23 protein-coding genes, 1 other RNA gene and 2 pseudogenes are annotated in these 26,710 nt (G+C 41.8%); 4 read left to right on the plus strand and 22 right to left on the minus strand.

Annotated elements, in window-relative coordinates:
* Positions 1 to 195: pseudogene (locus D0469_RS11935) on the plus strand (transposase); the annotation flags it as partial.
* A 628-nt stretch (positions 196 to 823) separates the two neighbouring features.
* On the opposite strand, the gene D0469_RS11940 reads toward D0469_RS11935, so the two are convergent.
* The 14 genes and pseudogenes from D0469_RS11940 to D0469_RS21125 form a co-directional block, all read right to left on the minus strand.
* Complete coding sequence (locus D0469_RS11940) at positions 824 to 1,738, minus strand: DMT family transporter (protein ID WP_117326969.1); 915 nt, start codon at positions 1,736 to 1,738, stop codon at positions 824 to 826.
* 12 nt (positions 1,739 to 1,750) lie between these two features.
* On the minus strand, positions 1,751 to 3,274 hold the full coding sequence (locus D0469_RS11945; RefSeq protein ID WP_117326970.1) for a carboxypeptidase M32: 1,524 nt from the start codon (positions 3,272 to 3,274) through the stop codon (positions 1,751 to 1,753).
* A gap of 496 nt (positions 3,275 to 3,770) precedes the next feature.
* On the minus strand, positions 3,771 to 5,681 hold the full coding sequence (locus tag D0469_RS11950) for an ATP-dependent DNA helicase (protein WP_117326971.1): 1,911 nt from the start codon (positions 5,679 to 5,681) through the stop codon (positions 3,771 to 3,773).
* Positions 5,682 to 5,885: 204 nt separating this feature from the next.
* Positions 5,886 to 6,059: a hypothetical protein gene (locus D0469_RS21120; protein WP_158553441.1), complete on the minus strand. Its 174-nt coding sequence runs from the start codon at positions 6,057 to 6,059 to the stop codon at positions 5,886 to 5,888.
* A gap of 75 nt (positions 6,060 to 6,134) precedes the next feature.
* Positions 6,135 to 7,271 (minus strand): THUMP domain-containing class I SAM-dependent RNA methyltransferase, encoded by a 1,137-nt coding sequence (locus tag D0469_RS11955; protein WP_117326972.1) that lies wholly within the window; start codon positions 7,269 to 7,271, stop codon positions 6,135 to 6,137.
* A 9-nt stretch (positions 7,272 to 7,280) separates the two neighbouring features.
* A complete protein-coding gene (locus tag D0469_RS11960; RefSeq protein ID WP_117326973.1) occupies positions 7,281 to 9,356 on the minus strand; it encodes a sensor domain-containing protein in 2,076 nt (691 codons plus the stop codon).
* Between the two features lie 293 nt (positions 9,357 to 9,649).
* An RNA gene (gene rnpB, locus D0469_RS11965) (RNase P RNA component class B) lies at positions 9,650 to 10,037 on the minus strand.
* A 68-nt stretch (positions 10,038 to 10,105) separates the two neighbouring features.
* Entirely contained in the window at positions 10,106 to 10,417 is a 312-nt protein-coding gene (gpsB, locus tag D0469_RS11970; RefSeq protein ID WP_117326974.1) for a cell division regulator GpsB, read from the minus strand.
* Positions 10,418 to 10,514: 97 nt separating this feature from the next.
* Positions 10,515 to 11,069, minus strand: coding sequence for a DUF1273 domain-containing protein (locus D0469_RS11975; protein WP_117326975.1), 555 nt, complete (start codon positions 11,067 to 11,069; stop codon positions 10,515 to 10,517).
* A gap of 70 nt (positions 11,070 to 11,139) precedes the next feature.
* Complete coding sequence (locus D0469_RS21670; protein ID WP_233523037.1) at positions 11,140 to 11,652, minus strand: spore coat protein; 513 nt, start codon at positions 11,650 to 11,652, stop codon at positions 11,140 to 11,142.
* A 328-nt stretch (positions 11,653 to 11,980) separates the two neighbouring features.
* A complete protein-coding gene (locus D0469_RS11985) occupies positions 11,981 to 13,258 on the minus strand; it encodes a ribonuclease H-like domain-containing protein (RefSeq protein WP_117326976.1) in 1,278 nt (425 codons plus the stop codon).
* A gap of 21 nt (positions 13,259 to 13,279) precedes the next feature.
* Positions 13,280 to 15,556 carry a DEAD/DEAH box helicase gene (locus D0469_RS11990; RefSeq protein WP_117326977.1) on the minus strand — a complete coding sequence of 759 codons (2,277 nt, stop codon included), beginning with the start codon at positions 15,554 to 15,556 and terminating at the stop codon, positions 13,280 to 13,282.
* 156 nt (positions 15,557 to 15,712) lie between these two features.
* Positions 15,713 to 15,919 (minus strand): annotated as a pseudogene (locus D0469_RS11995) (hydroxylamine reductase); the annotation flags it as partial.
* Positions 15,912 to 16,088: a hypothetical protein gene (locus D0469_RS21125; protein WP_158553443.1), complete on the minus strand. Its 177-nt coding sequence runs from the start codon at positions 16,086 to 16,088 to the stop codon at positions 15,912 to 15,914. The gene D0469_RS21125 and the pseudogene D0469_RS11995, both read right to left, overlap by 8 nt.
* Positions 16,089 to 16,271: 183 nt before the next feature.
* Here D0469_RS21125 and D0469_RS12005 point away from each other — a divergent pair, with 183 nt between their 5' ends.
* Entirely contained in the window at positions 16,272 to 16,745 is a 474-nt protein-coding gene (locus D0469_RS12005) for an Hsp20/alpha crystallin family protein (RefSeq protein ID WP_117326979.1), read from the plus strand.
* Positions 16,746 to 16,899: 154 nt separating this feature from the next.
* On the opposite strand, the gene D0469_RS12010 is transcribed toward D0469_RS12005, so the two are convergent.
* The 4 genes from D0469_RS12010 to D0469_RS12025 all read right to left on the minus strand — a co-directional run bounded on the left by D0469_RS12010 (position 16,900) and on the right by D0469_RS12025 (position 19,466).
* On the minus strand, positions 16,900 to 17,439 hold the full coding sequence (locus D0469_RS12010) for a YppG family protein (RefSeq protein WP_117326980.1): 540 nt from the start codon (positions 17,437 to 17,439) through the stop codon (positions 16,900 to 16,902).
* Between the two features lie 73 nt (positions 17,440 to 17,512).
* Positions 17,513 to 17,881 (minus strand): YppE family protein, encoded by a 369-nt coding sequence (locus tag D0469_RS12015; protein ID WP_117326981.1) that lies wholly within the window; start codon positions 17,879 to 17,881, stop codon positions 17,513 to 17,515.
* Positions 17,882 to 18,054: 173 nt separating this feature from the next.
* Positions 18,055 to 18,315 (minus strand): hypothetical protein, encoded by a 261-nt coding sequence (locus D0469_RS12020; RefSeq protein ID WP_117326982.1) that lies wholly within the window; start codon positions 18,313 to 18,315, stop codon positions 18,055 to 18,057.
* Positions 18,316 to 18,473: 158 nt separating this feature from the next.
* Complete coding sequence (locus D0469_RS12025) at positions 18,474 to 19,466, minus strand: DUF2515 family protein (protein WP_117326983.1); 993 nt, start codon at positions 19,464 to 19,466, stop codon at positions 18,474 to 18,476.
* 120 nt (positions 19,467 to 19,586) lie between these two features.
* Here D0469_RS12025 and recU point away from each other — a divergent pair, with 120 nt between their 5' ends.
* Entirely contained in the window at positions 19,587 to 20,198 is a 612-nt protein-coding gene (recU, locus tag D0469_RS12030; protein ID WP_117326984.1) for a Holliday junction resolvase RecU, read from the plus strand.
* A 34-nt stretch (positions 20,199 to 20,232) separates the two neighbouring features.
* On the plus strand, positions 20,233 to 22,914 hold the full coding sequence (locus D0469_RS12035) for a penicillin-binding protein 1A (RefSeq protein WP_117326985.1): 2,682 nt from the start codon (positions 20,233 to 20,235) through the stop codon (positions 22,912 to 22,914).
* A 211-nt stretch (positions 22,915 to 23,125) separates the two neighbouring features.
* Here D0469_RS12035 and D0469_RS12040 read toward each other — a convergent pair whose 3' ends face one another.
* The 4 genes from D0469_RS12040 to asnS form a co-directional block, all read right to left on the minus strand.
* A complete protein-coding gene (locus D0469_RS12040; protein ID WP_117326986.1) occupies positions 23,126 to 23,644 on the minus strand; it encodes a YpoC family protein in 519 nt (172 codons plus the stop codon).
* On the minus strand, positions 23,641 to 24,297 hold the full coding sequence (gene nth, locus D0469_RS12045; RefSeq protein ID WP_117326987.1) for an endonuclease III: 657 nt from the start codon (positions 24,295 to 24,297) through the stop codon (positions 23,641 to 23,643). Before nth ends, D0469_RS12040 begins: the two co-directional genes overlap by 4 nt.
* A 159-nt stretch (positions 24,298 to 24,456) precedes the next feature.
* Complete coding sequence (locus tag D0469_RS12050) at positions 24,457 to 25,152, minus strand: DnaD domain-containing protein (RefSeq protein WP_117326988.1); 696 nt, start codon at positions 25,150 to 25,152, stop codon at positions 24,457 to 24,459.
* A gap of 250 nt (positions 25,153 to 25,402) precedes the next feature.
* Positions 25,403 to 26,695, minus strand: a complete 1,293-nt coding sequence (gene asnS / locus D0469_RS12055; RefSeq protein ID WP_117326989.1) for an asparagine--tRNA ligase — start codon at positions 26,693 to 26,695, stop codon at positions 25,403 to 25,405.
* Positions 26,696 to 26,710: the final 15 nt, after the last annotated feature.

The following is a 26,710-nucleotide window of genomic DNA, read 5'->3' on the forward strand; positions in this document are numbered from 1 at the left end:
GAGATGGTTACTTTAGACCAGCTTGTCCCACAGGACCATTTGGCCCATAAGATGGAAGCAGCCCTTGACTTCTCATTTATCTATGACTTGGTGACGGATGTCTACTCGGAAGTGGGCCGCCCAAGTATTGACCCTGTAATCCTGATTAAACTCACTTTCATTCATTATACATTTGGCATTCGCTCTATGCGGCAGCTTACTTTCGCTGCCATGAATTTGAAGAAGATGGCAGACTGGACATGGCAAGGTCCAGAAATGGCCTAATAAATAAGGCTAAGTGAGGTCCATTCACACTCAAAATAAGCAAAAATAGAAATAATCACTAAAAAGGGGTTCGGAATGAGACCATTCCGAACCCCTTTTGTCGACAATCTGAGCAGGTCCATTTTGGATCTGCTTTTTTCTTATCAGCTACTAAATCGGGTCCCAAAAAAGCGGATTAAACAGGTAGTTGATGCTATTGTGTTTTTGATGATAAATAAGCAAAGTTGACGATAACATTTATTAATGTTGATAAAAAATATGGGAAAGTTAACGATTCACTTGAAACGACTATACCCCGATAGAGTATAATTGAGCCGTTATCCTTTATCCATAAGGAAAAGTTTACTAATAATCAATAATAAATTACATAATTGATGCTTCGCGTTGGTGGCTACTAACTTGGGTGATATAGAAATCAGATTTTTATACAAAGTGTACGAATTTTGGGGGTATTTTTTTGCCCATCCTGTAATATACCCCCTATTAAACCAAACCCATTTCCCTTTTAATTGACAAAGGGTATTTCCCTGGCGGAAATTATTTAATTCTTCCTGGCTTCCTACCCATCCAGTATGCTTTCAGTGCCCTTTTCTTCAGTAAATCTGTTTCTTCTATTATAAAGAGCAACAGCCAGAAGTATGAACCCTGCACCGGTTAATTGCAATGGTGATAGTTTTTCACCAAAGATAGCAAACCCTATGATCATTGCCGTCAATGGCTCAACTGTGGCAAGAACCGCTGCCCTGCTGCTATCCATCGCCTGAAGGCCCCATGTATACAACAGATAAGCCAATACAGTTGATAGCAGGCTTAAACCAAGCACATTTAATATGATTCCAGTGTCAATAAAGAGCGGAGCCTTAATCCAAATTTTAGTAATCGGTAATAAAAACAAACTTGCTACGAAAAACGTATAGGCAGTAATGGTAAAGGTTTGGTACTTATCCAGTGCTGCCTTTCCAAAAATGCTGTACAAGGCATATCCAAGCCCTGAGCCAAGTCCTACAAGATACCCGGCCGGATTTCCCTGCTTTAGACCTGATTCTAACGCTCCTGTCACAAGGAAACAGCCTGCAAGGGTACAGAAAAGAAGGACTATTTTCCTTACAGTGAATTTCTCATGTAAAAAAAGTACTGAGAGAACCATCACGAATACAGGCGCGGTGTATAAGAGAATCACAGCCGTAGAAATTGACAGCATGTTCATTGACGTAAAATAACACCAATTAAAGAAGACGATGCTCAAAATCCCTGTTCCAACAAATAAATAAATATCTTTTATTTTAATCTTCAATAGATTTCTGTTCTTCAGCATCCCGATTAAGAGCAGAATGGCGCTTGATGCAACAACTCTTACTGTAACGATTTCCATGGACGAAAATCCAGCTTCCGCGAGGCCCTTAACGAAAATCCCAATTGCACCCCATAATGTTGCTGCAAACAGGATCGCCAAAGCTGGAAGAAAAAGTTTCATTCGCAATTCACCTTAGCTTTCGTTTTGCAGCTTATAAACACTCCTGTATTTCTCCTCGAGATATTCAATTAAATAATTGGCATTAAGGCCTTCTCCTGTAGTATCCATCAAAATTTCTAGCGGTTTCTTTGTTTTTCCATACTTATGGATCTTTTCCGTGAGCCATTTTTTAATTGGTGCTATACTCCCTGCCTTCAACAATCTATCAAATTCAGGTATATCTTTTAACATGGCAGCCTTGAATTGAGCTGCATACATATAGCCAAGCGCATAGGAAGGGAAATAGCCAAAGCTTCCATCAGACCAGTGCACGTCCTGCAGCACTCCCTCTGCGTCGTTTTCCGGGCGGACCCCGAGATACTCCTCATATTTTTTATTCCATACCGCTGGCAGATCACTTACTTCCAGTTCATCATTTATCAAGGCTTTCTCAATTTCGTACCGGATCATGATATGGAGAGGATAAGTCAATTCGTCTGCCTCAATCCGGATCAATGATGGCTTTGATTCATTGATTGCCCTGTAGAAATCCTCCACACTAACATTTGCAAATTGATCTCCAGTATATTTTTTAAGGAGATCATATTCCTTTTGCCAAAAACTAAAATTGCGTCCGATAAAGTTTTCAAAGAATAGCGATTGCGATTCATGAATCCCCATGGATGTTCCATCGGCAAGCGGGGTTCCAGTCAATTTACTATCAATATTCTGTTCATACACAGCATGGCCGCACTCATGAATCGTACCAAATACCGCAGTCCTAAAGTCGTTTTCATCATATTTTGTTGTAATTCTCACATCTCCTGGATTCAAGCCAATCGCAAATGGATGAACTGTTTCATCCAGCCTTCCCGCATCAAAATCATAACCAAGCTCCTTTAAGATTTCGATACTAAATTCCTTCTGTTTCTCTTTTGGGAATCTTTTAAATAAAAAAGATGTTTCCGGCTTGTTTGGATTATCTGCAATATCCTTTACAAGAGGTACAATTCTTTCCCTGAGCTTGCCAAATACATCGTCAAGAATTTCTATTGTCATGCCAGGCTCATACATATCCAGCAACGTGTCATATTTATTATTTTCGTAGCCCCAATAGGAAACGAATTTTTTTATATACGCAACAATCTGCTCTAAATATGGCTGAAAAAGGCTGAAATCAGATTTTTCTTTTGCTTCTTCCCAGACAGATTGGGACTTTGACTGAAGAACAACGTATTGTTTATATTCATCAGCAGGAATTTTTTTGTTTCTTTCATATTCCTTTTTACATTCCTGAACCAGTTTGTTCGTTACCTCATCCAGCTTTCTTATCGCTTCCTGATTGGATAGGCGGGCAATATAGGAGGCCATTTCTTCACTTGTAGTCATGCTGAAAACCTCTGACGACAAAATGCCAATAACCTCGGCTCTTTGTTCTATCCCTTTTTTGGGTGCTCCTGTCCGCATATCCCAATACACCAATCCAAGTGCTTCACTATACGCAGATATCTTTTTCACGTACTCCACAAATTCTCTTTTAACTTTATCAATAGACACAAATACGCCCCCTTATCTTAGCACCAGGAATGTACCTCTTATAGAACTTTATCGTCCTGGCATAACTTCCACGGCTTTAGCCCAGGCATCACCAATGGGCAAAGGAAAATCCTTATTTTACCTTTCACACCCTCCCATTTTATCATAACAGCCAACAAAATTAGTCATGGTTTATTCCTGGATTTTCATTACTATAATATTTCTTACTACTTTCAATTAATGCTACGATAAAAGAAAATATTTAGCGGAGGGACTGACTGCCATGCTAGAACCGGTTGGCGGGTGCAAAAGTTGCGGCCGACGCATATACTGCAGAGATGGGTTTTTTGACGGGGTAAAACAGGACGGTGAAATATACTGCTTCTCATGTGTTGAAAGTATGGATGAAAAAGATGTTAAAGAATAAACAGATTAATATATTTATCCTGTCCTGAATATGCTTGCTGCATCTGCAAAAAGACCCGCACTGCCATTTCAGGAGTGCGGGTCTTTGGCTTTATAAGGTTGGCAATACAGACTTAATTTTAGCATCAGTGCGCTCATCTAAATCATCAGGAAGCAATATATGCACGGAACCTTCATCCTGAGACGTTCGAATAAGGCGTCCAATTCCCTGCCGCAGCCTGAGAAGCATGTATGGCATGTCTACATCCTCTAATGGATTAGCGGACGATTGCCTTTTAGCCTCAAACACCGGATCATTTGGAGGATATGGAAGCGAAAAGATGATCACATTCTTTAGAGACTCCCCTGGGATGTCCAAACCTTCCCAAAGATGATACGAAAGCAGCACGGAATGCTCCTCTTCCTGAAACCTTCTAACCAGCTCGCTAATTTCCATATCACCTTCATAATAAAATGGATATGGCGAATCGGCCGCATTTGCCTTAAACCATTGCAGATCTTCCTGAGAACGAAACAGGACAAGTGTCCGTCCTTCCGAATCATGAATGCTTTTAAGAGCATAGTTCATTTTGCTTTCTCGGTCCTCTGCTTTAAATTCAGGCAAATTCATCTGCATTACTTCAGTGTAATCAAAAGGTGATTCGACGCTGAAACTGAGGTAATCGCTAATGCCCAGACTGCTTGCGATATAATCAAACGATTTATCCTCTGAAAGCGTTGCTGAAGAAAAAACATATGGAATTTTCTTTGAGAATACCTCTTCACCCAGGATGTCCTGCACCAGTCGCGGCATAATGACGAGTGTATTTGATTGCGCATGCTGTTCAAACCAGCTGACCGCCTGTTTGTCATTTAAGAATAGTGACATTGAGTAGCCAAACTGCTCCAAAAACTCCTCTGTTACCTTTAAATCATATTCATTTATCGTGTACATTTCCGCTTCGAAGACAAGGCTTTCTTCTAATTCCTCCACTTTTCGGTGAAGAGATTCACCGCATTTTTTCAGCGCAGATGATGAAATGATGGTATGGCGGTTGGAACCTGTGACAGGAATGGAGTGCTTTTGCAATAAAGCAAAAAACTCTTCATTCATGTCTATAAGGTCCTCAATGATATATAAAGTTTCATCGCGGACATCGTTTGCCATAAGTCCTTGGAGTATGGTCGACAAAGTGTTATCAGCGACTTTATAGGTAAGTGCCTTTTGGGCCGAAAACTCCAGCAGATGCCCTTCGTCAAAAACCACACAGCTGTGTTCTGGAAGCAGGGGCAGTTGTCCTTCTCGTTTCCTGGCGTCTTTTGTCCAAATATGCTCCATATAGAAATCATGGGAGCAAATAATCAGATCGGCGGCTTTACGGTAATAATCTCGAAAAAGTGTCTGTCCGCAGCGATGCCGCTTTTCACAGCTGAAACAACTTTGAAGCTGATCCCACCCAACTTTTGACCATTCTTCATCATTTACATAAGGATACTCTTTACGGTCACCATATGGTGTGTAGGAAACCATTGAGCTCCCTTCATTCACAAACCCAGGCAGCTCATCATATAGGCGGTCGATCGTTTCAGAATCTTCATTTGATACTGCATAATCGAGCTTTTTTAAACAAAGGTATTGGTCATGATATTTGGCAAGGCGGACGTCAACGGAGATATCCAGTGCATTTTTAATTTTTGCAATATCCCCTTCCTCCTTCACCAGCTGCTCAATTAATGTTTCATCTGCACATGAAATAATCGCGGGCTTATTCGTATATCTTGCATAACAGATGGCATATAACAAATAAACGAGGGTTTTTCCAGTGCCTACACCTGCTTCCGCAAAAATGACTTCTTTATCCTTGAAAGCTTTTTCCAGCTGGAAAGCCATAAATACCTGCTCATCACGGAGCTCAAATCCTTTTTCCGGCAGAATATCATAAAAGACATCGCCAATCCATTCGGAGAATTTTTCATAAAAGGAATCACTTTTTGAAACAGTAAATGGCAATGTTTGAAGCATTCTATTCTCCCCTTTATAACCCCTAATAGATATGGGGACTAATAACCCTTAGGCATAAAATTAAATTATTGCTGAATCTCTTATGATAGTCAAGAAAAAACCTTGCCATAGGTAAGGCAAGGTTTTGAGAAATGTTTTGGCGGAAAGCAAAATCCGCGTCAGCTTTTTTAATTCAAATAAAGCTCGAAAAATGTAAACAACCAATTAATCGAGATTATTCTGCTGCTGAAGCTGGAAGGTCAGTGCCTGAAGCATATTTTTTTCGGCTTCCCTCAGTCCACTCATGCCTTTTTCGCAGTTTCCTTCCAGTCGAATTTTTTCATATGATGTAAACAGCGCCTTTGTAATCAATTCGAAATCTGCCATTCTTTCCTGCATTGGATCGCTCCTCTCCAATAAAAAAGATAATCTCATTTTATGCAGGAGCTGGGCGCTGTATACATCATCTTTTACTTATTTCCTCGGAGGCCTTGGACCGAAAAACTGATGGTAGTCCGTCCGGATAAAACCATTAAACAGCTTCCGTTTTTTCGTCGCTTGCTTTCCATAAAATTTTTCAAAATCAGGATGGGAGGTGATAATATAAACCGACCACGTATCAAGTTTTTCAAACGTTTTTCCCATTTGCCGATACATTTGCTCAACGGCATGTTTTTCACCGAGGCGTTCTCCGTACGGAGGATTCCCGACAATGACACCATATTCCTTTTTTGATGTAACATCGCTGACCTGCATTTGCTTAAATTGCAGCAGGTCCCCAAGGCCGGCTTCAACGCTATTGTTCTTTGCAATTTCTATCATTTTATGGTCTATATCGTAGCCAGCAATATCTAGCTGCTGGTCATAATTGGCGAGATCTTCAGCTTCGATCCGTGCTTCACCCCAGACCTTTTCGCCCATCCATTCCCACTTTTCCGATGCGAACTCGCGATTAAATCCCGGAGCAATATTTTGTCCTATCAATGCTGCTTCAATCGGTATTGTTCCTGAACCGCAGAACGGATCGATAAATGGTCGGTCAGGATGCCAGTTTGTGAGCAAGATAAGAGCAGCGGCAAGTGTTTCTTTTAAAGGGGCTTCCCCTTGTCCAGTCCGGTAGCCGCGCTTATGCAATCCGGCCCCGCTGGTGTCTATGGTGAGAGTTACGGTATCCTTCAGGATAGCGACTTCAATTTTATATAAAGCTCCTGTTTCTTCAAACCATCTTTCACGTCTATAATGCTTTTTTAATCGGTCTACAATGGCTTTTTTAACTATCGCCTGACAATCAGGCACAGAATAAAGCGTCGATTTTACAGATTTCCCAGAAACAGGAAATTCTGCATCCTCCGGCAAATATCTTTCCCAATCAAGGGCTTTCGTTTTTTCGAAAAGATCGTCAAATGTTTTTGCCTCAAACTCGCCGACCTTGATTTTGACCCGGTCTGCCGTTCTCAGCCAAAGGTTAGATTTGGCGATGGCCTGCTCGTCACCTTTAAAGCTAATTCTACCATTTTCCACTTCACATTCGTAGCCCAGTTTCCTGACTTCGCCTGCAACGATTGACTCTAGTCCCATGGCTGAAGTTGCAATTAAATCATAAGTTTTCAATAAATCACCCTATTTCATTATAGCTTGTGGATCCCATGTTTCTAAGAAAAATAATAAATCATTCCATGATACTGGCTTTGTAATATAATATCCCTGGATAATATCGCATTTCTCCCTGGCCAGGAATCTTAAGTGCTTTTCCCGTTCTACTCCCTCAGCTATTACCACTAAGTTCAGGGTATGGGCCATCGTAATAATAGCCTGAACAATTGACGCATCCTCTTTATATGCCGATAGCTTCTTTATAAAGCTTTGGTCAATTTTTAATCTGTCAATCGGAAGCCTGTGCAGATAACTCAACGACGAATATCCTGTACCAAAATCATCAATGGACAGCTTAATTCCCAATTGTTTTAGCTTCACCAACTTATTATTCGCTTCAGGGGCATTTGGCATAATGATGCTTTCAGTTATCTCCAAATCAACGCAATGAGGAAAAATGTTTGTATGCTGAATGATATCAGAAATGTTTTTCACGAAATCATCCTGGTTAAAATGGATGCCCGAAATGTTAATGCTGACTTTAAGACCATTATAGCCCATAATATGAAGACTTTTAATATCGTCACAGGCCTGCTTGATCACCCATTCGCTGATAGGAACGATTAACCCTGTCTCCTCTGCAATCGGAATGAATTCAGCAGGGGATATACGGCCGAGCTCAGATGAATTCCAGCGGAGCAATGCTTCCACACCTTCTATTTGGCCATTGGTCAGATTGACGAGCGGATGATACTGCAAAAACAGCTCCTTTTTTTCAACTGCCCTTCGAAGGCCGTTCTCAAGGACCATTTGCCTTGTTTCATTTTCCATCCGCAAACCGGTATGGTAAAGCTCAAAATTGTTTTTACCGTTGGCTTTTGCCTGGTACATTGCCCTGTCAGCATTCTTTATTAGTGAATCAATGTTATCGCCATCAAAAGGAAAAAGCCCCACACCAATACTAGCCGATGTGTACACCTCTTGCTCGTGCAGGATGAATGGCTGCTGAAGCGATTTAATGATATCCTGGCATACCGAAACAGCTTCCCGCGCATGTTTGATGTTTGGCAAAACGATAACAAATTCATCGCCTCCGAGACGTGCAATAATATCTTTGCTCTTCAACAGGCCCTTTAATCGGGAATATACCTTCTTTAAGAGTAAGTCACCATAATTATGCCCCAATGTATCGTTTATAAGCTTGAACCTGTCCAAATCCAAAAATAACACGGCCAATATTTGATTATACTTTTTTGCGGTTATCAGCAGACGTTCCAGCCTTTTATTAAGCAGATATCTATTCGCGGCTCCTGTCAGCACATCATAATGAGCAAGTTTACGCAGCTGATCCTCTGCTTGCTTTTGTTCAGTAATGTCCGAAAAGACAGCCAAGTAATTCGTCAGTGCTCCCCCTTCATCCAGAATAGAGCTGATGGTCAGCCATTCAGGAAAGACCTCACCGCTTTTTCGTTTATTCCAAATTTCGCCTTTCCAGCGGCCTTTTTCGCCTATCTCCCGCCACATATCACGGTAAAACTGTTCATTGTGCAAGCCCGATTGCAGGATACTTGGTGTATTTCCTAACGCTTCATCCTCAGTATAACCGGTAACAATTTGAAAAGCAGGATTTACGTACAAAATTCTGCCTTTTGCATCCGTAAAGAGGACTCCTTCACTAATATTTTCATATATTTTGTCAGCTAAACGCCTCTGTTCTTCTGCCTTTTTTTGAGGCGATATATCTTCAAAAAAGACAAGATAACAAACATTACGGACATATTTTTCGCATTTCTGAATTTTCATCCTGTCTGTGTAAATCTCTCCATTTTTGCGAACCTTCTCAGTTTCACCGGTCCATGTATCAAATTTTTCGGTCTTCTCCCATATATTTATGTATTCTTGATGAGAGTAAAAAAGCTTTTGAAAAGAGATCCCTTTCAACTCTGCTTCTGAGAAGCCAGTGATCTTTTCAGCCGAGCTATTAATATCCATAATTTCACCCGAATGGTTTAACACAAAGACACCCTCTTGCATATGCTGATAAACCAGATCAGCAAAAGAAAAGTGATCTTCAAGTCCCAAAAAAGAATGATCTACAATCATCAAAGCTTCCCCCCGAATCAAACGATGTGTCTTAAAACATTATACCAATAATGAAAATGTAATTTATTGAATAAATATGTATCTTTTTCAAATCCCGGGGGTCTTTTCACAAAAATGTCGAAATTTGTTTGATTCTGTATGCAGGTAAAATTATTAATAAAAATGCAGCGCTGAAAAGTCAAAGCCTAATTGGCAAAATAAAACCCCGCCAAATCAAAATTTGGCAGGGTTTTATTATAGGGCAATTCTCCGCCCTGAAGGATTTTATAATTCATTTGGGATGTTTGTTAACGTTCTGTAAGCCATGTTTTGTACCGTTGTACTGCAATCGATTGCTCATCTCGTACTCAGGTGGTAATCATCTATCTACAAGCACAATTTGTACCTGTCTTTCCCCTCGTTCATTTCCAAGGAAGAAAGTTCCCCTACCAAAATTTGGGTTTCTCGCTCGTGGGGTTTACCTCGTTCCACCCTTTCCATTTCTGGAAAGGCTCCGTCACTGTGGCACTTTTATAGGTATTCACGCCATATTCATTAAGAACTTAGGCATTTTCCCGGCCGTCAGCATCAAATGCTGCCCTGGCTTATTTTTTCGCCAGGCACGAACACTACAGGCATCTCAGCCTGTGCGAGCATGGACTTTCCTCTACAGCGTGATTGCTGCAGCAATTACCCAAACGTTAATCACAACATAATTGATTATATCGGAGTTTTGCTAAACGTGCAATGGTAAATAAGGCCAGCTGCCGTTAGTCAAAGAGCTTGTTTCCAAAAACATGCTTCTCCAAATTTGACAGCCTTTTAAGAATGTCAAAGTTTGTTGTTCCGGGCGCAGCACCAGGAGTCTGCTGGACCTGGCGTCTTGATACATCCTCTGCCTGCTTCTTCAAGCGGAGATTTTCCTGCCTTAGATCCTCAATTTCCTGATGGAACACTTCATAATCTTTTATGATTAGATCTAAAAATTGATCTACATCTTCCTGTTTATAGCCCCGCATGGCTGTTTTAAAATCCTTTTCAAGAATATCCTTTGCAGTCAATTTTATCTTATCAGATAGCATAAGACCCACCTCAATACTTTCGCCAAACGTCTTTTCTTATATTTTTCCAAAAAGCGAGGAATTTGTCAACGAATGATGAAGGAAAAACATTTTAGAGTTAAGTCCAATCATCCTGTACTTGATCTTCAATTACTTGCTGGAGATCATCAAATGTTATCTGATGAACACGATACCCGCTTGCTTCACAATGTTTCTTGGCGTCTTTATAGACATACTTTGGCGAACCGTCCCTCTCCTCATCATAGACAATCAGCATTGCATCACTCTTTTGAAGCATGAACATACTTTTTGCACGTAATTGGGCCGGACCTTCATAGGGTTTTTTAGATATAGAATCAACAAAATCCGCCCTGGCTAGTATGCTCTCATAATATTCCCGATTATGCTCCTTCCAGGATTCTTCCTGGTTTAAATAAGGTGTCAGTACAGCAAGGCGGAGCAGGCTGTACTCTTCTTTCAATTCGAGCACCATCTCCGCTCCCCAAAGCTCCACGCCGAGCTGACCGTTAATAATTACCCATTCAACGCCCTCTTCAGCCAATAGAGCTATTCGCTGTTTAATTGCGCTTTGAATATATTTTACACCCGGATGATCATTTTTAAAAATGCCAAATTCAAAAGGTTTGTAGCCCGTCAAGTATAAAACCTTCATTGCAAAACTACATCCCTTCATTCCTTATTATGTAAAAGAGCAAGGGCTTCCGGACAGCCCTTGCAACTTATTAGAAGCAGATTCCCGGTCTTCTTGGAGGACAGAAAGCTGGTGATACAGGCGGACACATTGCTGGTGATACAGGCGGATGTCCTGGGCAAGCAAAATGCTGGTTCTTGCATGTGTTGACAACGGATTGAGTTTGAGGGAAGTAGTGTTGATGGTTAAAGATATGATTATTTACCGTTGTAGTGTGTGTTGGATGGACGTGCGGCACAATATGCGGAATCACATTTTGGTTTACTACATTTTGTGTTGGATGAACTACCGTTGGAAGTACGTTTGCCGGAGCCACCTGAGTTGGACCACCATATGCAGGCCCAGTTTGCGTTCCCATTACTCCCGGTCCTGGTCCCATACCCATTGGACCAGTCTGTGCGCCCATAACGCCAGGTGCCATACCCATAGGTCCGGTTTGTGCCCCCATAACACCAGTTGACGGATACATAGGACCGGTTTGTGCGCCCATTACCCCATACGGTTTTTTACCGCAGCAGCTACTGCGCATTTTAGACATATCCATTAATAAATCCCCTTTCGGCAGGTTTTGTATTACAGTAACAGACTATGACGAAAGGGGGATACATGTACTAATGAAAGTACCTAATTTATAAGAAGGAATAGAAGTTTTCTTTTAAAGTTGAAAAAAGAATTGCCGTTAGGCATACGACAACGAAGAATAAGACTAATACAGCTTTGTACATATTAACAGCCCCGCTTGTAAAAGATTTTCCCGCACAGTTAATCATTTTACACATTTTGTTAAAAATCGACAATAGTTTTATGCAAAAGAATTAAGCTAACTATATGAAAATTTAGTGTCGTTCAAAATCTTAGATCTGATTTTCCCCTCACCGATCATCAGCTGATAAAGCCGCGTTTTTCGCTTTCTTTTTTTGCAGGCGGGCACTCCTTTTTTCCAGATCTTCTGGAGTTAGACCGTACAGGCTTATTCTGCCGTTCAGTATTACATAAAGTGTTTCTGTCGCAAATAAAGCTGCCTCATAATCCCTGAAGTGGTGCTCATGCATTTTGGCCAATTCATGCCATGCCTCCACTCTTTGCCGTTCATTTCCGCCAGCAGCTACAAGTTCCCAGGCTTCCTTTGCTTTATTATACTGTTTATCCTTTTTCCATTGAAGAGCCAGTCCATGCAGGGCAGTTAGTTGTTCTGTTTCTGTCCCTTCTTGAATCGCAGCCTCATAAGTCTGCCGGGCGGCTTCTGCATTCCCTAGCAGCTTCAGCCACCTCGCAATTTCCAGCGACTCTCTATTATAGCCATCCAATTGAAGTACTTGCCGTGAAAGATGGATATAAAGCGTAATTAACGAGAGTACATCAATTTCGTTATGCTTCATGATGCCAAATAATATCTCCGGATCCTTACGCTCAACAAAATCGAAGTAAATAATGGGCGCTAAATAGCCAGGGATATCATTTTCCCTTTGCACTCCAAGAATGTCCTTCTCCACTGCTGCCAGTTTTACTTTGTCAAGCTTGTTTTTCCAAAGCCTTCTCGAACCATGGTACAAATCAAAATGGCCGAAATCAGGAAGTTTTGGCACATGCTCCTTGATCAGCGTGTGCCTTGTTTTCAGCTGAGGCCAATCAAACGCTTTCCCATTGTAGGTGACAAGCGTTTCATAATTGACCTTTTCTAAAAAGCTTTGATACAGCGGAATTTCATTTCCAGGCTCAGGAAGGATGTGCTGCCGGACGACAACACGGTCATTCTCAAAAAAAGCGTATCCAAGCAAAAAGATTGTATTGCCAGTACCTCCACCGAGTCCGGTTGTTTCCGTATCAAAAAAGAAAAGGTCCCCTGCCTGATGCCCTGCACTAGAAAGAGGGTGCTCAAGAGGACTATTGTTCCAGCTGTCAACTATGCCCAATAAATCGTTAAAGCGATAGCTGCCATGCTGATAATCAAGGGGATAACTAGTCTCTCTTATCAGGCAATGGCTGCCGTCCAATCGATAAACGCTTGTTAAGTTTTCCGTCCATTTTTCTAAAAAGGGAATGGCCGAAAAGTTATCTTTAGTCGTCTTCTTCTCTTTCGGAACGGTGTTTTCCGTTTCCGGAAGAGATATATGGCTTTTCATCCGTCCAAGTTTGCTTTTCAGCGACATGCCACCACTGCCCTTCTTATACTATATAATCTCAGATCCAAACAGCTTCAGGAGCTGGACGGCATCCCTTTTTGCAGAATCAGATGCTGAATCTGTCCCCACACAGGATGGGCATCCCGTTTCACATTGGCATCGCTCTATCATCTGCCTTGTCTCACGCAAGATCAAATCCGCATTTTCATATACCTTTTCACTTAGCCCGACGCCACCCGGATACCGATCGTAAATAAAAATCGTTGGTTTTTCATTATGTGCCGCTTTCACCTGCGGGTACACATGGATATCATGCGGATCACACATTACATACAAGGGCACCATGCCGTTTAACGCTTGTGCTGCGCCAATCATTCCCTGCTCAATCCTGTTTTCATCCCAGCCAAGTTTTACAGGATTAAGAGAAAGCATGGCTGAAGCAGTATGAAGCTCTTCCTCAGGCAGTGTAATGGGGCCAGACCCGATATTGTCATGAGTATCGAATTTGATTTTTTTGAAAATCGTCGCCATAGCCCGAACGGAAACGTCCCCAAATGCAGCTTCATGTGAATCTGAGTTTCTTTGTTTGTCAATTTCAAGCACTGAGAGCTGAACGGCAAGATTTGCATCTGTATAGTAATCGACATTCACTTCACGCACATATGCTTTTTTTTCTTCCCAATCCAGCTCCTCGACTTGAAATTGGACCCCCTGATGCAGATAAATCGCCTCATCATGAAGCAGCGTCATTGCACTATATCGGTCCATCTCTCCGATAACCTTTACATCCGGTTCATTCGTCAAATCAATGATCACCACATTTTCCTGAGAAGCAGAACGCAGGGAAATGTTATGCGCCGGGAAAGCGTCATTCATCCAAAACCACTTCCCGTTATTTTCATGGAGGACACGTTCCTCGGTCAAAAACTCAAGGACATCTGCAATCTCAGCTTTCCCAAAAGTTTCCCCTGCTTTAAAAGGCAGCTCATACGCAGCGCATTTTACATGATCGACCAGAATAACAAGGTTATCCGGGTTTATTCGTGCTGTTTCCGGATTCTTGCCGAAAAAATATTCCGGATTTTGGACAATATATTGGTCAAGGGCGCTGGAGCTGCCTACCATTATGATCAGCGCTTCCCCATGCCGCCGTCCCGCTCGGCCGGCCTGCTGCCAGGCACTGGCGATTGAACCCGGATATCCAGTCATAATGCATACCTGCAGCTGGCCTATATCTACACCAAGCTCCAGTGCATTTGTGCTGACTACACCATAAATGCTGCCTTCCCTCAGACCCTTTTCAATTTCCCTGCGCTGCTTCGGTAGGTAACCGCCTCGATAACCACGGATAGATTTCGGTCCAAGTTGCTTTGATACCAATTCCTGAAGATACGTTAGCAGAATTTCCACCCTAACTCGGCTTCTGGCAAACACGATTGTTTGAATCTTGTTCCTTAAAAATTCCATTGCAAGTCTTCTTGCTTCCAGAATAGCACTTCTTCTGATATTAAGCGGCTTATTTACGATTGGAGGATTATAAAAAACAAAGTGTTTTTTCCCGCTTGGCGCTCCATTATTGTTTACAAGAACCATGCTCTTTTCAGTTAGCTCTTCAGCAAGCTCCTTTGGATTTGCTATTGTTGCTGAGGTACAAATAAACACCGGATCGCTGCCGTAGAAATGGCAGATCCGCTTTAGCCTTCTAATTACATTGGCGGTATGGCTGCCAAATACTCCTCTATATATGTGAAGTTCATCTATAATCACATATTTCAGGTTCTCAAATAGGGATACCCATTTTGTATGGTGAGGTAAAATCCCCGAATGCAGCATATCAGGGTTGGTTATAACTATATGTCCAGCCTTGCGGATTTTTTGGCGGATATTGGATGGAGTATCACCATCATAGGTGTAGCTGTTAATATTGACCTCCATCTCAGTGATCATTTCATGCAATTCGCTTTTCTGATCATAACTTAATGCCTTTGTCGGGAATATGTAAAGAGCCCTTGTTTTGTCATTTTCAAGAATTGATTGAATCACCGGCAGGTTATAGCACAATGTTTTTCCAGAAGCGGTCGGCGTAACGGCGACTAGGCTCTTTCCCTTGGTCGCCGCTTCAAATGCAGTTGCCTGGTGGGTGTACAGCCCGTCAATCTTTCGTTTCTTTAACGCCTCCTGTAACCTTTTATCCATTGTTTCAGGATACGGAACTACTGAAGCTGGTTTTGCGTCTATAGTATGCCAATGGGCAATGTTATCTTTAAAATCTTCATTCGTTTTTAGCTCTGAAATCAATTCCTGGAGATTTTTTCGCAGTTTCATTATTATCACCCCATTCTTTTATTTTAACGAATGAATGTTCGTTTAAAAAGGAATAAATTTTTACATTTTAACATTCTTTCATTTTTGGATTCTTTTGTTCAAAAAGGAGAGGGTGAAAAACGTGAATAGTTGAACGAATCGAAGGAGGCATATCTGTGCTGCTGCGATCTTGATTGTTGATACTGAGTTAATGCATTGGCCAAGATCAATATACTGAGGCATATTCGTGCCCTGTACTGTGCCATAATCTACATCATTGAATTGGAATTCACCGCAGTAAGTAGTTAGGATAACTGTTTCTCGAGGCAGGGAAGTTGAAAGCTCTCGATAATACTCTCCCTCTTTGTCCGGTGCGTCACAGCCTCAAATGGATCTGTATAACAAAGCTGTGCTCATACGCTCTGTATGCAGCAATCCCTTTTAAAGTAAAAACAAATGTGTCCTGCAGGCTGACTGTATTTTCAGCCTTAGCACAGACTCCGACAACAGTACATCCGCCAGTTGCTGTTTGTTCCCATTGATCACAAAACATTACGTCTTCCCCTCTCTTCATGTTCTGCTTTTCCATCATACCAGCTATAATTTTGAAATATTGTGATGGGCGTAGCACTTTTTCATTGTTCACTGTTTTTACATATTTAAGCTTTGAATGCACCAACAGGTTTCTATTATCATAGATTGATTAGAAGAAGCATTCATACAGGAGGGATAATCCTTGGCTACACCTGAAAACAATCACCCCTCTAAGAATTGGAAGAAAGATGCATTCAGCGATTTCATTCATTCAATGGACCGATTATTCGGTGATAAGCCGATTAAAGGTTTACTACAGTCGATGGATGATTTCTTTGCCACGGCTTCAATGGAGAAAACCTTTCCAGTCGAGCTAACCGAAAAAGAAAGCGCATATGTCGTCATCGCCAAACTTCCGGGGATTAGCCGCGAACAGATTGAACTGGAGTTTTATTCTCAAACCCTGTTCATTTCTATCAGCCATCATGAATTAGAAATGGTAGAGAACGAATCAAAAGGGATCTTTAAAAAGCACTCATCCACTCGCAGGCTGTCCCATTCGGTAGGCTTTGCAAAACCTGTCATGGGAGAACACATCAAAGCAAACCATCGCAACGGCCTGCTGGAAATAATTGTGCCTAAACTGAAGGGAAAAAGAATTCAAATAATCGAATGAGGGGGAGTCTTTGTACCCCCTTGTTTTTTGGTTTTTTTCTAACAAAAAACACGGCGATATCCACTTAAACGTGAATATAAACCGTGTTTTTTCATGAGCTATCGATCTTTTATAATTCTAATTATTAGAATGGTCTCTAGGATGGTATTTCCGGTTATGATTTAAATAGGCTTCCAGCACCTTTAAACATCGCCGATACCTGACTGACCGTATTAAGCACCTGCCCGGCGGTATTCATCATTTTATTGATGTCTATAGATCCGTCCTGTGTTTTAAATTGATTGAGCACTGATGAAATACCGGCCTGCTGAGGCTTTTGCATAAAACTCTGTTTCGGATATGGATTAACAAACTGGTGGATTCCCGGCTGCTGGTGGGGGACCGTGCTCGGCTGGAGCGGGTTATCAAATGGATTATTCTGTTTTTCAGTGTAATAAGGGACAGCTTGGGGAGGGCTCTGCTGTGTTCCCTGCATATATGTCCCTGCTCCGGCCGTTCCCCCATTAAATGGCGGCCGTTGGTGCGGGTGGAGGTACTGTGCCGGTTCAAAGGCTTGGTACCCGCCAAACTGCCCGGCAGGAAAACCATAGTGCTGGGGATAGTGCATCTGCTGTGCCATTCCTCCGTATGGCTGAATGGCTGCATCTTGTCTGGTAAACTGCTGATGTCCAAAAAGGGATCCCATTCTATACATGAGCCCTTCATCCTCCTCGTGATAATAGCTGATATACTATATGAGGAGATTACGAATATGGTGCGGCACACTTTTATTTTAATTTACGTTCTGCTTCCCGTAAAATGTTCTGGAGAGTAAATTCAACCGATTGAACATGGCTCTTAAAACGGCTCAGGCTTGTTTTGGGATAGAATGCCTGTATCGCAACATTCGATATATTATCTGCCGCCTGGTCTACCTGAAGCGGATATAAATAAGAAAGGCTCTCTACCTTCATCCAACTTTTAACTGCTTCGGCCCATTCTCTCGCTAAAAGGTGAACATCATCCGCAAACGGCTTAACTTCGGAATAGAAATCGCGTTCCTTCCCTTCGGCTTTCACCTGTTCAAAAATTTCATCCGCACGGTGATTATATTCAATCAATTTTTTGGTTTGCTCCAAAATAAAGCTTTTATCCAAAAATGCTCCCTCCTAAGAAAAACTATGGAGTCAGACATAAGTCTGCTATGTAATTATAAAATAGCAGAAATAACTGTAAATAGCATAGTTATACGTCGGCATTTACGTAAACAAGGCGGATTCAACCAATCATTTTAATCGAATGGCAAGCGTCCAGGACTTACAGAATTTTATTAATAACTGAGCTTTGGTTCAATGGAAATGCGTTTACCTAAGTTAGGTAACTTTTGGCTTCCATTTATTGGTTCTGAAGATACTCTCGCTTTTTTCATTTTCAGCTGATAGCCTTCCGCCACATCCTCCCTGTTATACATAATGAGGTTGCGTTCCCTTTCAACGCTTTTATCAAGGCTTGTTTCCAACATATCAATCGAGGCTTCTATCTCTAAAAGCATTTCTAGTATCTCTTGTTTTGGTATAAGTTTGACTGCCATTTTTACATCTCCCTGTGTGCTTTTCCTGTTACATTCTTGGATTACATCAACATTTCCTTCACTGTTGACAAAACTAGAAGAGAATCGGCAAACAAAGTGCCAATCTACGGATATTCGACAAAAAGATAGAGATGCTGTATAATGTTCAATTTACGTGCCTATTCTTTGTCGCAGCATCTCCCCGTAAATATATTTTCAATCGTAATCCCCAAATGCATCTGTTTTTGCTTTTTGGCAAACCAATCGTTTATATAAATTTTTTGGGGAACGGCCGGTTCCCGAAACCATTTCCTTTTTACTTTAACCTTGCTTTCCCACTGTTGAAAGTTTCTTCGGTGGTGGGATATTACAGGGAAAGTGGTCCGAAGAAATGGGGTGTTCCGACTTTTTTTTCGTTTGAAAAATTGTTCGTAATCGAATCTGGATCCAGTATGTTCGATCGTACTTGAAAATTTTAAGAATTGCGGAAATAGCTCTGGCGAAAATAAAATAGCTGACAATTTTTTACCAAGTTCAATCCGCGATTCCAGTTTTGAGAACTTGGATACAGAAGCTCCATACAGTTCTCCATTCAAAGTGGGAAAAAGAACAATGCTGAAATGCAGCAAATCCTGGAGGAGGTAAACCGCTGAATGGAAAACATGCTTCCTATAAAAAAGCTGGTTGATCACAGGCTCCTGTATGATATTCTGCTCATTAATAATCAATGAATAAACAAGCCTTTGTTCATCTCTTTCATTCCAAAAATAACTCCATGCTTTCTCCATAAAATAAGAAATCGAAAAATATTTGCATAAGTGAAACATAGGTGTCCCTAATTCCGTCGAATAATGATAGAGAAGCAGCTGAGGAAATGCATCTTCAAATATTAGCCAATTTGCTCGCTCATATGTTAGAAACAATGTATATCTATAAGGACGGGGAAGCCCCTTTTTCAGCCACTTTCCTTCAAGATCACACATGTTATAGCCGGCATTTCGTGATACCATGCTGGCCAGAAACGCCCATTTAATGGAAGGATGCTGATCGAAAAATTGGGCATATGCTTTTGTTCTGGATATATTATCTAAATTTCCTCGTTTTGTTAAACGGTTAATGTTATCAATAATTTGTTTTTCATTGTCTGACAGCGGAAAACTCATATGATTCATTCACTCTTTCCTCTGTTTTCCATGGTAATACTTGTAGGGTTCAACAATTAGTGACTTTTATTCACCCATTTCCCGCTATTTTTGTTATCATAGATGAGGTACCAAAAAGGAGGGGGAATTGTGGCCTTTCACTATCCCAATGGGAAAAGGTATGTCCCGGCTGTTTCCGCTTTGACTAGCCGCCCTGTTAAAAAAGCGAATTATGGCAACAGGGGAAAATCGCTTGAGGATGATATCAATGACTCCAATGAATATTACCTGGCTAATGGGGTTGCCGTGATCCATAAGAAGCCAACCCCTATTCAAATCGTCGATGTGCACTACCCTAAGCGAAGTGCTGCCGTTATTAAGGAAGCATATTTTAAACAGGCATCTACAACAGATTATAACGGGGTATATAACGGAAATTACATTGATTTTGAAGCGAAGGAGACCCAAAATCCAACCTCTTTTCCATTGAAAAATTTTCATGAGCACCAAATTAGGCATATGGAGGCTGTCACAAAACAAGGAGGCATTTCCTTTGTACTGCTGAAATTCTCGCCGGTTGATGAAATTTTCCTTATGGATTCGCAATGTTTATCAGGCTTTTGGGAGCGAATGCTCCAGGGAGGAAGGAAATCAATCACGAAAGAGGAAGTGGAAGCTCATTCCAGTTATATCCCCCTAGGATTTCAGCCGCGGATTGACTATATTAAAGTCATCGATGAAATAATAAGAGTAAGTAAATAGCTAGTGGTTTAAATTAGAAAGGCAGGTTGCTGTAATGGCAGAAAAATATAAAACAAGGGAAGAACGCCGAAAAATCGCCGAAGCAAAGACCAAAACCAAGAAACAGCCTAGAGGTCTTTTCAGAAAGATTTTTCTCTTGCTGATTACATTGGGAATAGCCGGTATGGTCATCGGTGCTGGGACTTTCGCTTATTTTGTCAGCGATGCCCCAAAGATTGATGAAAAGCTGCTAAAGGACCCAATTTCATCAAAAATATATGATAAAGATGGTAACTTAATAGATGAAGTAGGCAAGGAAAATCGCGATTACATTCCGTATGAAGAATTGCCGAAAGAGGTTGAGGAAGCATTTCTTGCGACGGAAGACGTGCGTTTCTACAAACACCACGGTGTCGATCTTCTTCGTCTGGGAAGCGCCGTCGTTGCAAATATTACCCAGGGATTTGGATCCCAGGGTGCAAGTACAATCACCCAGCAATTGGTAAAGCGCTCATTCCTTACACCGGATAAAACGATTAAGCGAAAAGCACAGGAAGCCTGGCTGGCGTATAGACTGGAACAAAAGTACACGAAACAGGAAATCTTGGAAATGTACGTTAATAAAATTTGGTTCGCAAATGATGCCAACGGGATTGCTACTGCTGCCAATGTATATTATGGCAGGGAACTTAAGGATCTTGAGCTGCATGAAATAGCGCTGCTCGTCGGTTTACCACAGAGCCCAAGCAGATATAATCCATTCGAGCATCCAGACAGGGCGAAAAAACGGCGTGACATCGTGTTAGGCCTTATGAACCAACATGGCTTTATTACGAAGGACGAAATGACAAATGCTCAGGCTATTCCTGTGGAAAAGAGTCTTGTAAAATCTGAGAAACAGGAAAAGGATACAACCCCTTATGATTACTTTATTGATACCGTTATAGAGGAAGTTGAAGATATGGGCGACTATAACGTTCATACTGACGGACTCGAAATCTACACAACCCTTGATACAAAAGCACAGGAGTATGTAGATAAAATGCTTTCAACTGAAGAAATTATCAATTATCCTAGTGACAAAATGCAGGCAGGCATTACCCTTCTTGATACTAAAACGGGGGAAATTCGGGCTATAGGCGGCGGCAGAAATGCAACCGTTAAACGCGGCATGAATTTTGCAACTGACATTGAGCGAGACCCAGGTTCAACGATTAAGCCGGTCCTTGATTATGGTCCAGCTATTGAGAAACTAAAATGGTCCACTTATGAACAAATTGTTGATGAGCCATATGAGTACTCTGATGGTACGAAAATAAATAATGCATCCAAGCGGCATTATGGGCAGGTATCAATCCGTGAAGCACTTGTACGCTCGCTGAACATTCCGGCATTGAAAACATTCCAGGAAGTAGGCCAGGATACTTCTCGCGAATTCGCGGCAAAGCTTGGCATTTCATTAAAGAAAGATACTTTCTATGAATCTGCATCCATTGGGTCTCTAAATCCCGGGATTTCTCCGCTCCAGCTGGCTGGTGCATACAGTGCCTTTGGAAACAATGGAATTTATACGAAGCCGCACTCTGTAACGAAAATCGTCTTGCGCGATAAAAATACAACTATCAAAACAGCTCCAGATCCAGAGGTTGTGATGAAAGAATCCACTGCCTTCATGATTTCAGACATGCTTAAGGATGTTCTTAGAAAGAGCTATGGTACAGGACATTCAGCCAATATTCCCGGCCTTCCTGTAGCAGGTAAGACAGGATCAACCAACTACACTGCAGATCAAAAAAGGGAATATGGTTTTCCAAGCGGCGCAGTTCGGGATGCTTGGTTTGCAGGCTATACGACAAACTACACTGCAGCCATTTGGACAGGATATGATAATCAGAAGGAAGATTATCTGGGCCAGGAATCCCAGCATATTGCCAAGAAAATGTTCAAAAACCTTATGACGTATGTATCTGAAGATGTGAAAACGGCTGATTTCACGAAACCGAAGAACGTTGTGGAAGTTGGCGTAGAAGCGGGTTCCATGCCTGCAAGCCTTCCAAGCAAATATACGCCTGATGATAAAATTGTCTATGAATACTTTATTAAAGGGACGGAGCCAAAAAAGGTATCCAAGCAATTTGACAGGCTGGATGCTCCAAGTAATCTTCGTGTCAACTATGACCAGCCGCTGAACCAGCTGCTTCTCGAATGGGATTATCCATCAGATGATGGCTCACAGCCTGAATTTGAAGTAAAGGCATCAATGGAAGGCGGAACAGAACAAGCTGTCACAACGAAGGAAAACCAACTCATTGTTCAAAGTGCCGTTCCGGGCGGTATTTACAAATTTACAGTTACGGCAACGGTTGATGGACAAAAAAGCGACACCGCGTCAGTCACTTATCAGGTTCCAGGTGAGATACCTGAAGAACAGCCAGAAGGCCCTAACACCGAAGACGAAGGTGATGTTGACGAACAACAACCTGGTTGGGGCGAAAATGGGAACTGGAATGGTAATGGCAACGGGAACGGCAATGGGAACGGAAATTGGAATGGGAACGGCAATGGGAACGGCAATGGGAACGGGAACGGCAATGATGAAGATCAGAACCAACCCGATGAAAATGAACCTGAGGAGAACGAACCTGAGGAAAGCAACCCTGAGGATGACGGGCAAGTACAACCTGGAACTCCTCAAGAAGGCGTTCCAGGCAATGCCAATCCTGGTACTATCCCCTGATAAACTTTAAGAATCTGAAGCAATGCGAACCATTTAGTTTAAAAAATGAAGGCAGGACCGATGTAGTAACGACTACATTTCGGACCTGCCTTTTATTTTGACAAGAACAACCCACTAAATTAGCAACCCTGCAGGCAAAACTATTTTGCCAAATCATCCTCACTTCCAGTCATTCGATATAAATAAACCCGGTTTCTTTTAGAAGCCAGGTTTATTTTTGTAATGCTATTTTCTTATAATACTGTTTTTCCAGCTCAAGCATGAGCTCTGACAGCTGCTTGTAGGAATGGTATAAGAGAGGTCTGGCCAGGATGAAGTCTAACCGCTCTGCAGCATTAACAGGCTTAAATGAAATTTCAGTTAAACTGGCTGGCCAGGCTGAAAGAGCTACAGGCTGCGCATTCATCCAGAACAGGCCGGATATGAATATAGCAAGCCCTTCCTTCATCGGCCTCTCTACTTTTTTTACATTTCTTTCAGCGAAGAACTGGCCTGCTTCTAATTTGTTTGTGTTCCACTTTTCAAACAGGTCAGGCAAAGCTTGTCTGTCGTTTTCCCAAGGCTTAAATCCATCGCTTCCGTTAGAAGCCAGCAGCTCATATGGGAATACAGCGAATGCCGCGTCACTGTTCCACACTTGAAAAGAATCAAGGTCCAGCGTCAATTCTCCAAAAGGATAAAAAAAAGGATGTGCCAAACCAGCAGGTATTTTGCAAGTCACCAGTGTCATTGCGCATTCTTCCTTTTTAATCTTTTCTTCCCTTCCCTGCATAGATCAAGCAGCGGACAGATCTCACATTGTGGTGATTGCGCTTTGCAATGATAACGCCCAAAGAAAATTAATCGATGGTGTGTAATAGACCACTCATCCTTTGGAATCTTCGCCATGAGTGTTTTTTCCACCTCAAGGACGCTGTCTTTCCATTTACAAAAAGCGAGGCGCTTGCTCACCCGTTCAACATGTGTGTCAACAGCAATTGCAGGAACCCCAAAAGCCACAGACACTACAACATTGGCAGTCTTTCTCCCAACACCCGCAAGCTTTGTCAATTCATCCCTGTCCCTCGGTACTTCACCATTGTAGTCCTCAATGATCATCCTTGACAGTTTTTGAATGTTTTTTGCTTTATTGCGGTAAAGTCCGATGGAACGGATATCCCCTTCCAGTTCTTCAATCGGCACCGCTAAATAATCTTCGGGAGTTTTATACTTTTTAAACAAGTCCTTCGTTACCTTATTTACTAATGCATCAGTACATTGTGCGGATAATGCTACAGCAATTACTAACTCAAACGGGTTAGAATGGTTTAGCTCACAATGAGCATCGGGAAACATCTCTCCCATTACATCGAGACACTGGCGAATTTGTGCTTTGTTCAGCATTTAGTACTTACACCTTCTTTAAATTGGAAAAAATTTTAATATTTGGACAAATAAAAAATGGGCGATATGAATCGCCTTTGGACAAATTTCATTCTTCCGGGAAATTAGAAGCAATCGCCCGGCAGAATTACTATTGATTAAATGTATAGCTGGCCGACTCTATTGCTCAAGCCAGTTGTAAAAAGGGACGTCTGTTATAACTGCCGTTTCAGGCTTCCTTCCGCGCTTTTGGTGAACACGGAATTTTTCACCTTGTCTTTTCGCCTGTTCAACGGTTTTTATTCCATTCTTCTTCCATTCAAATAAAATCCTGTCTATGTAGCGAAAATTCAACTTAGCGGAAATCACAGCTTCTTTTAACGCAGCTTTAATGATTTCCGGCTTATGTGCATCATCGTCCATCCACATGGCAAGCGTTTCACATTCAAACGGGGATAATGGTCTCCCAAATTCTTTTTCGAACACCGTATACAGGCTTTCTTCCTCCTGCTTAACCTGCTCCGACTCTTTATGATTTTGCTCACTCAAAAAACAATTAATTATTTTTACTTGCATCGGTTCAAGTGAATAGCTTTCGTGGCGAATAGAATCCGTAATTTGCTCTTCGATAATGATAAAGCCTTTTTGAATCAGCTTCTGTAAAAAGAATAGGCATTCCGCCTCTGTAAATGTCATTCTTGCCGATATTTCTGCCGGAGTGGGAAACATGTTTCCCTGTTCAGAAAAATTTTGCAGCTGCAGCAGCAGCATAAGCTCACTTTCATTCAATCCGAGCGTTTTATAATGTGATAGAAGAAAAGAAGGAACCAGAATATGGCCTTCTTTCATCCATTCAAGCAATCCGGTTTTAATCATAGGAAACACACCTCATATGTAGTATAACATGAAAATCCCACCCGAGGCTAACTCCAAAAATAGAGAAACTTTTTACAGTCTGTCAGGAAATTTCCTTCCTCCCTGGCTTTCCTAGTTTTATAGGCTTCATAAATTTATAGTGAAAAAGAAGAACCTTGCCAGTTGACAAGGTTCTTCTAAACCGCCGTAAAATGGTTGAAAGCTTTATTCATATAGAACAGGAAAACTGGACTGTCAGGCAAATACCCTATTAAGGATATAAGCGGTTTAGCAAACGAGGGAACGGAATTGTTTCACGTACATGCTCGACTCCGGTAATCCAGCCCACTGTTCTCTCTAGGCCCAAGCCAAAGCCTGAGTGTGGGACGGAGCCGTATTGTCTAAGCTCCAAATACCATTTATACGCCTCTTCGTTTAACCCATGTTCTGCTAACCGTTTTTTCAATAATTCATAATCATGGATACGCTGGGATCCGCCAATGATTTCCCCGTACCCTTCAGGAGCAATCAGGTCGGCGCAAAGTACGACGTCGTCCCTATTTGGATCCGGCTGCATATAGAATGGCTTTATGGTTGTTGGATAATGCGTGATAAATACAGGCTTATCGTAGCTTTCAGCTATCGCTGTTTCATGCGGAGCCCCAAAATCATCGCCCCATTGGATATCGTCAAAGCCTTTTTGATGCAAAAATTTAATAGCTTCATCATACGTGATTCTCGGGAATGGCGCGGTAATTTTCTCTAAAACAGAAACATCACGGCCGAGAGTATTCAATTCCAGCTTACAATTTTCCAGAACAGATTGAACAATGAAGGATACATATTCTTCCTGCACCTTCAGGTTATCCTCAAACTCATAGAACGCCATTTCAGGCTCAATCATCCAGAATTCAATTAAGTGCCGGCGGGTCTTGGATTTTTCCGCCCGGAAAGTCGGGCCAAACGAAAATACTTTTCCTAGTGCCATAGCCGCAGCTTCCATATATAATTGGCCGCTCTGTGAAAGGAATGCATCCTCGTCAAAGTACTTTGTAGCAAACAGCTCCGTTGTTCCTTCAGGCGCGCTTCCCGTCAAGATTGGCGGATCTACCTTTGAAAAGCCGTTTTCGTTGAAAAATTGGTATGTAGCACGAATGATCTCGTTACGGACCTTCATTACAGCGTGCTGGCGTTTGGAACGGAGCCATAAATGGCGATTATCCATCAAAAATTCAGGACCGTGTGCCTTCGGTGTAATCGGATAGTCAACTGACTCGTGGAGAACTTCAATGCCTTGAACGAGCAGCTCATATCCAAACGGAGAACGCTCATCACGCTGAACGGTTCCTGTTACATACATGGATGATTCCTGTGTTAGAGACTTTGCCTGCGCAAAAGTTTCTTCCGGTACATCAGCCTTGACAACAACTCCCTGGATAAACCCAGTTCCATCACGCAGCTGCAAGAAGGCAATCTTTCCGCTTGAACGTTTATTGGCTAACCAGCAGCCTAGAGTAACTTGTTGGTCAACATGCTTGCTGACCTCCGCTATGGTAATTTTCAATTTGTTTTCCCTCCA

It is taken from the genome of Peribacillus saganii, from assembly GCF_003429095.1.
Taxonomy (GTDB): Bacteria; Bacillota; Bacilli; order Bacillales; family DSM-1321; genus Peribacillus; species Peribacillus saganii.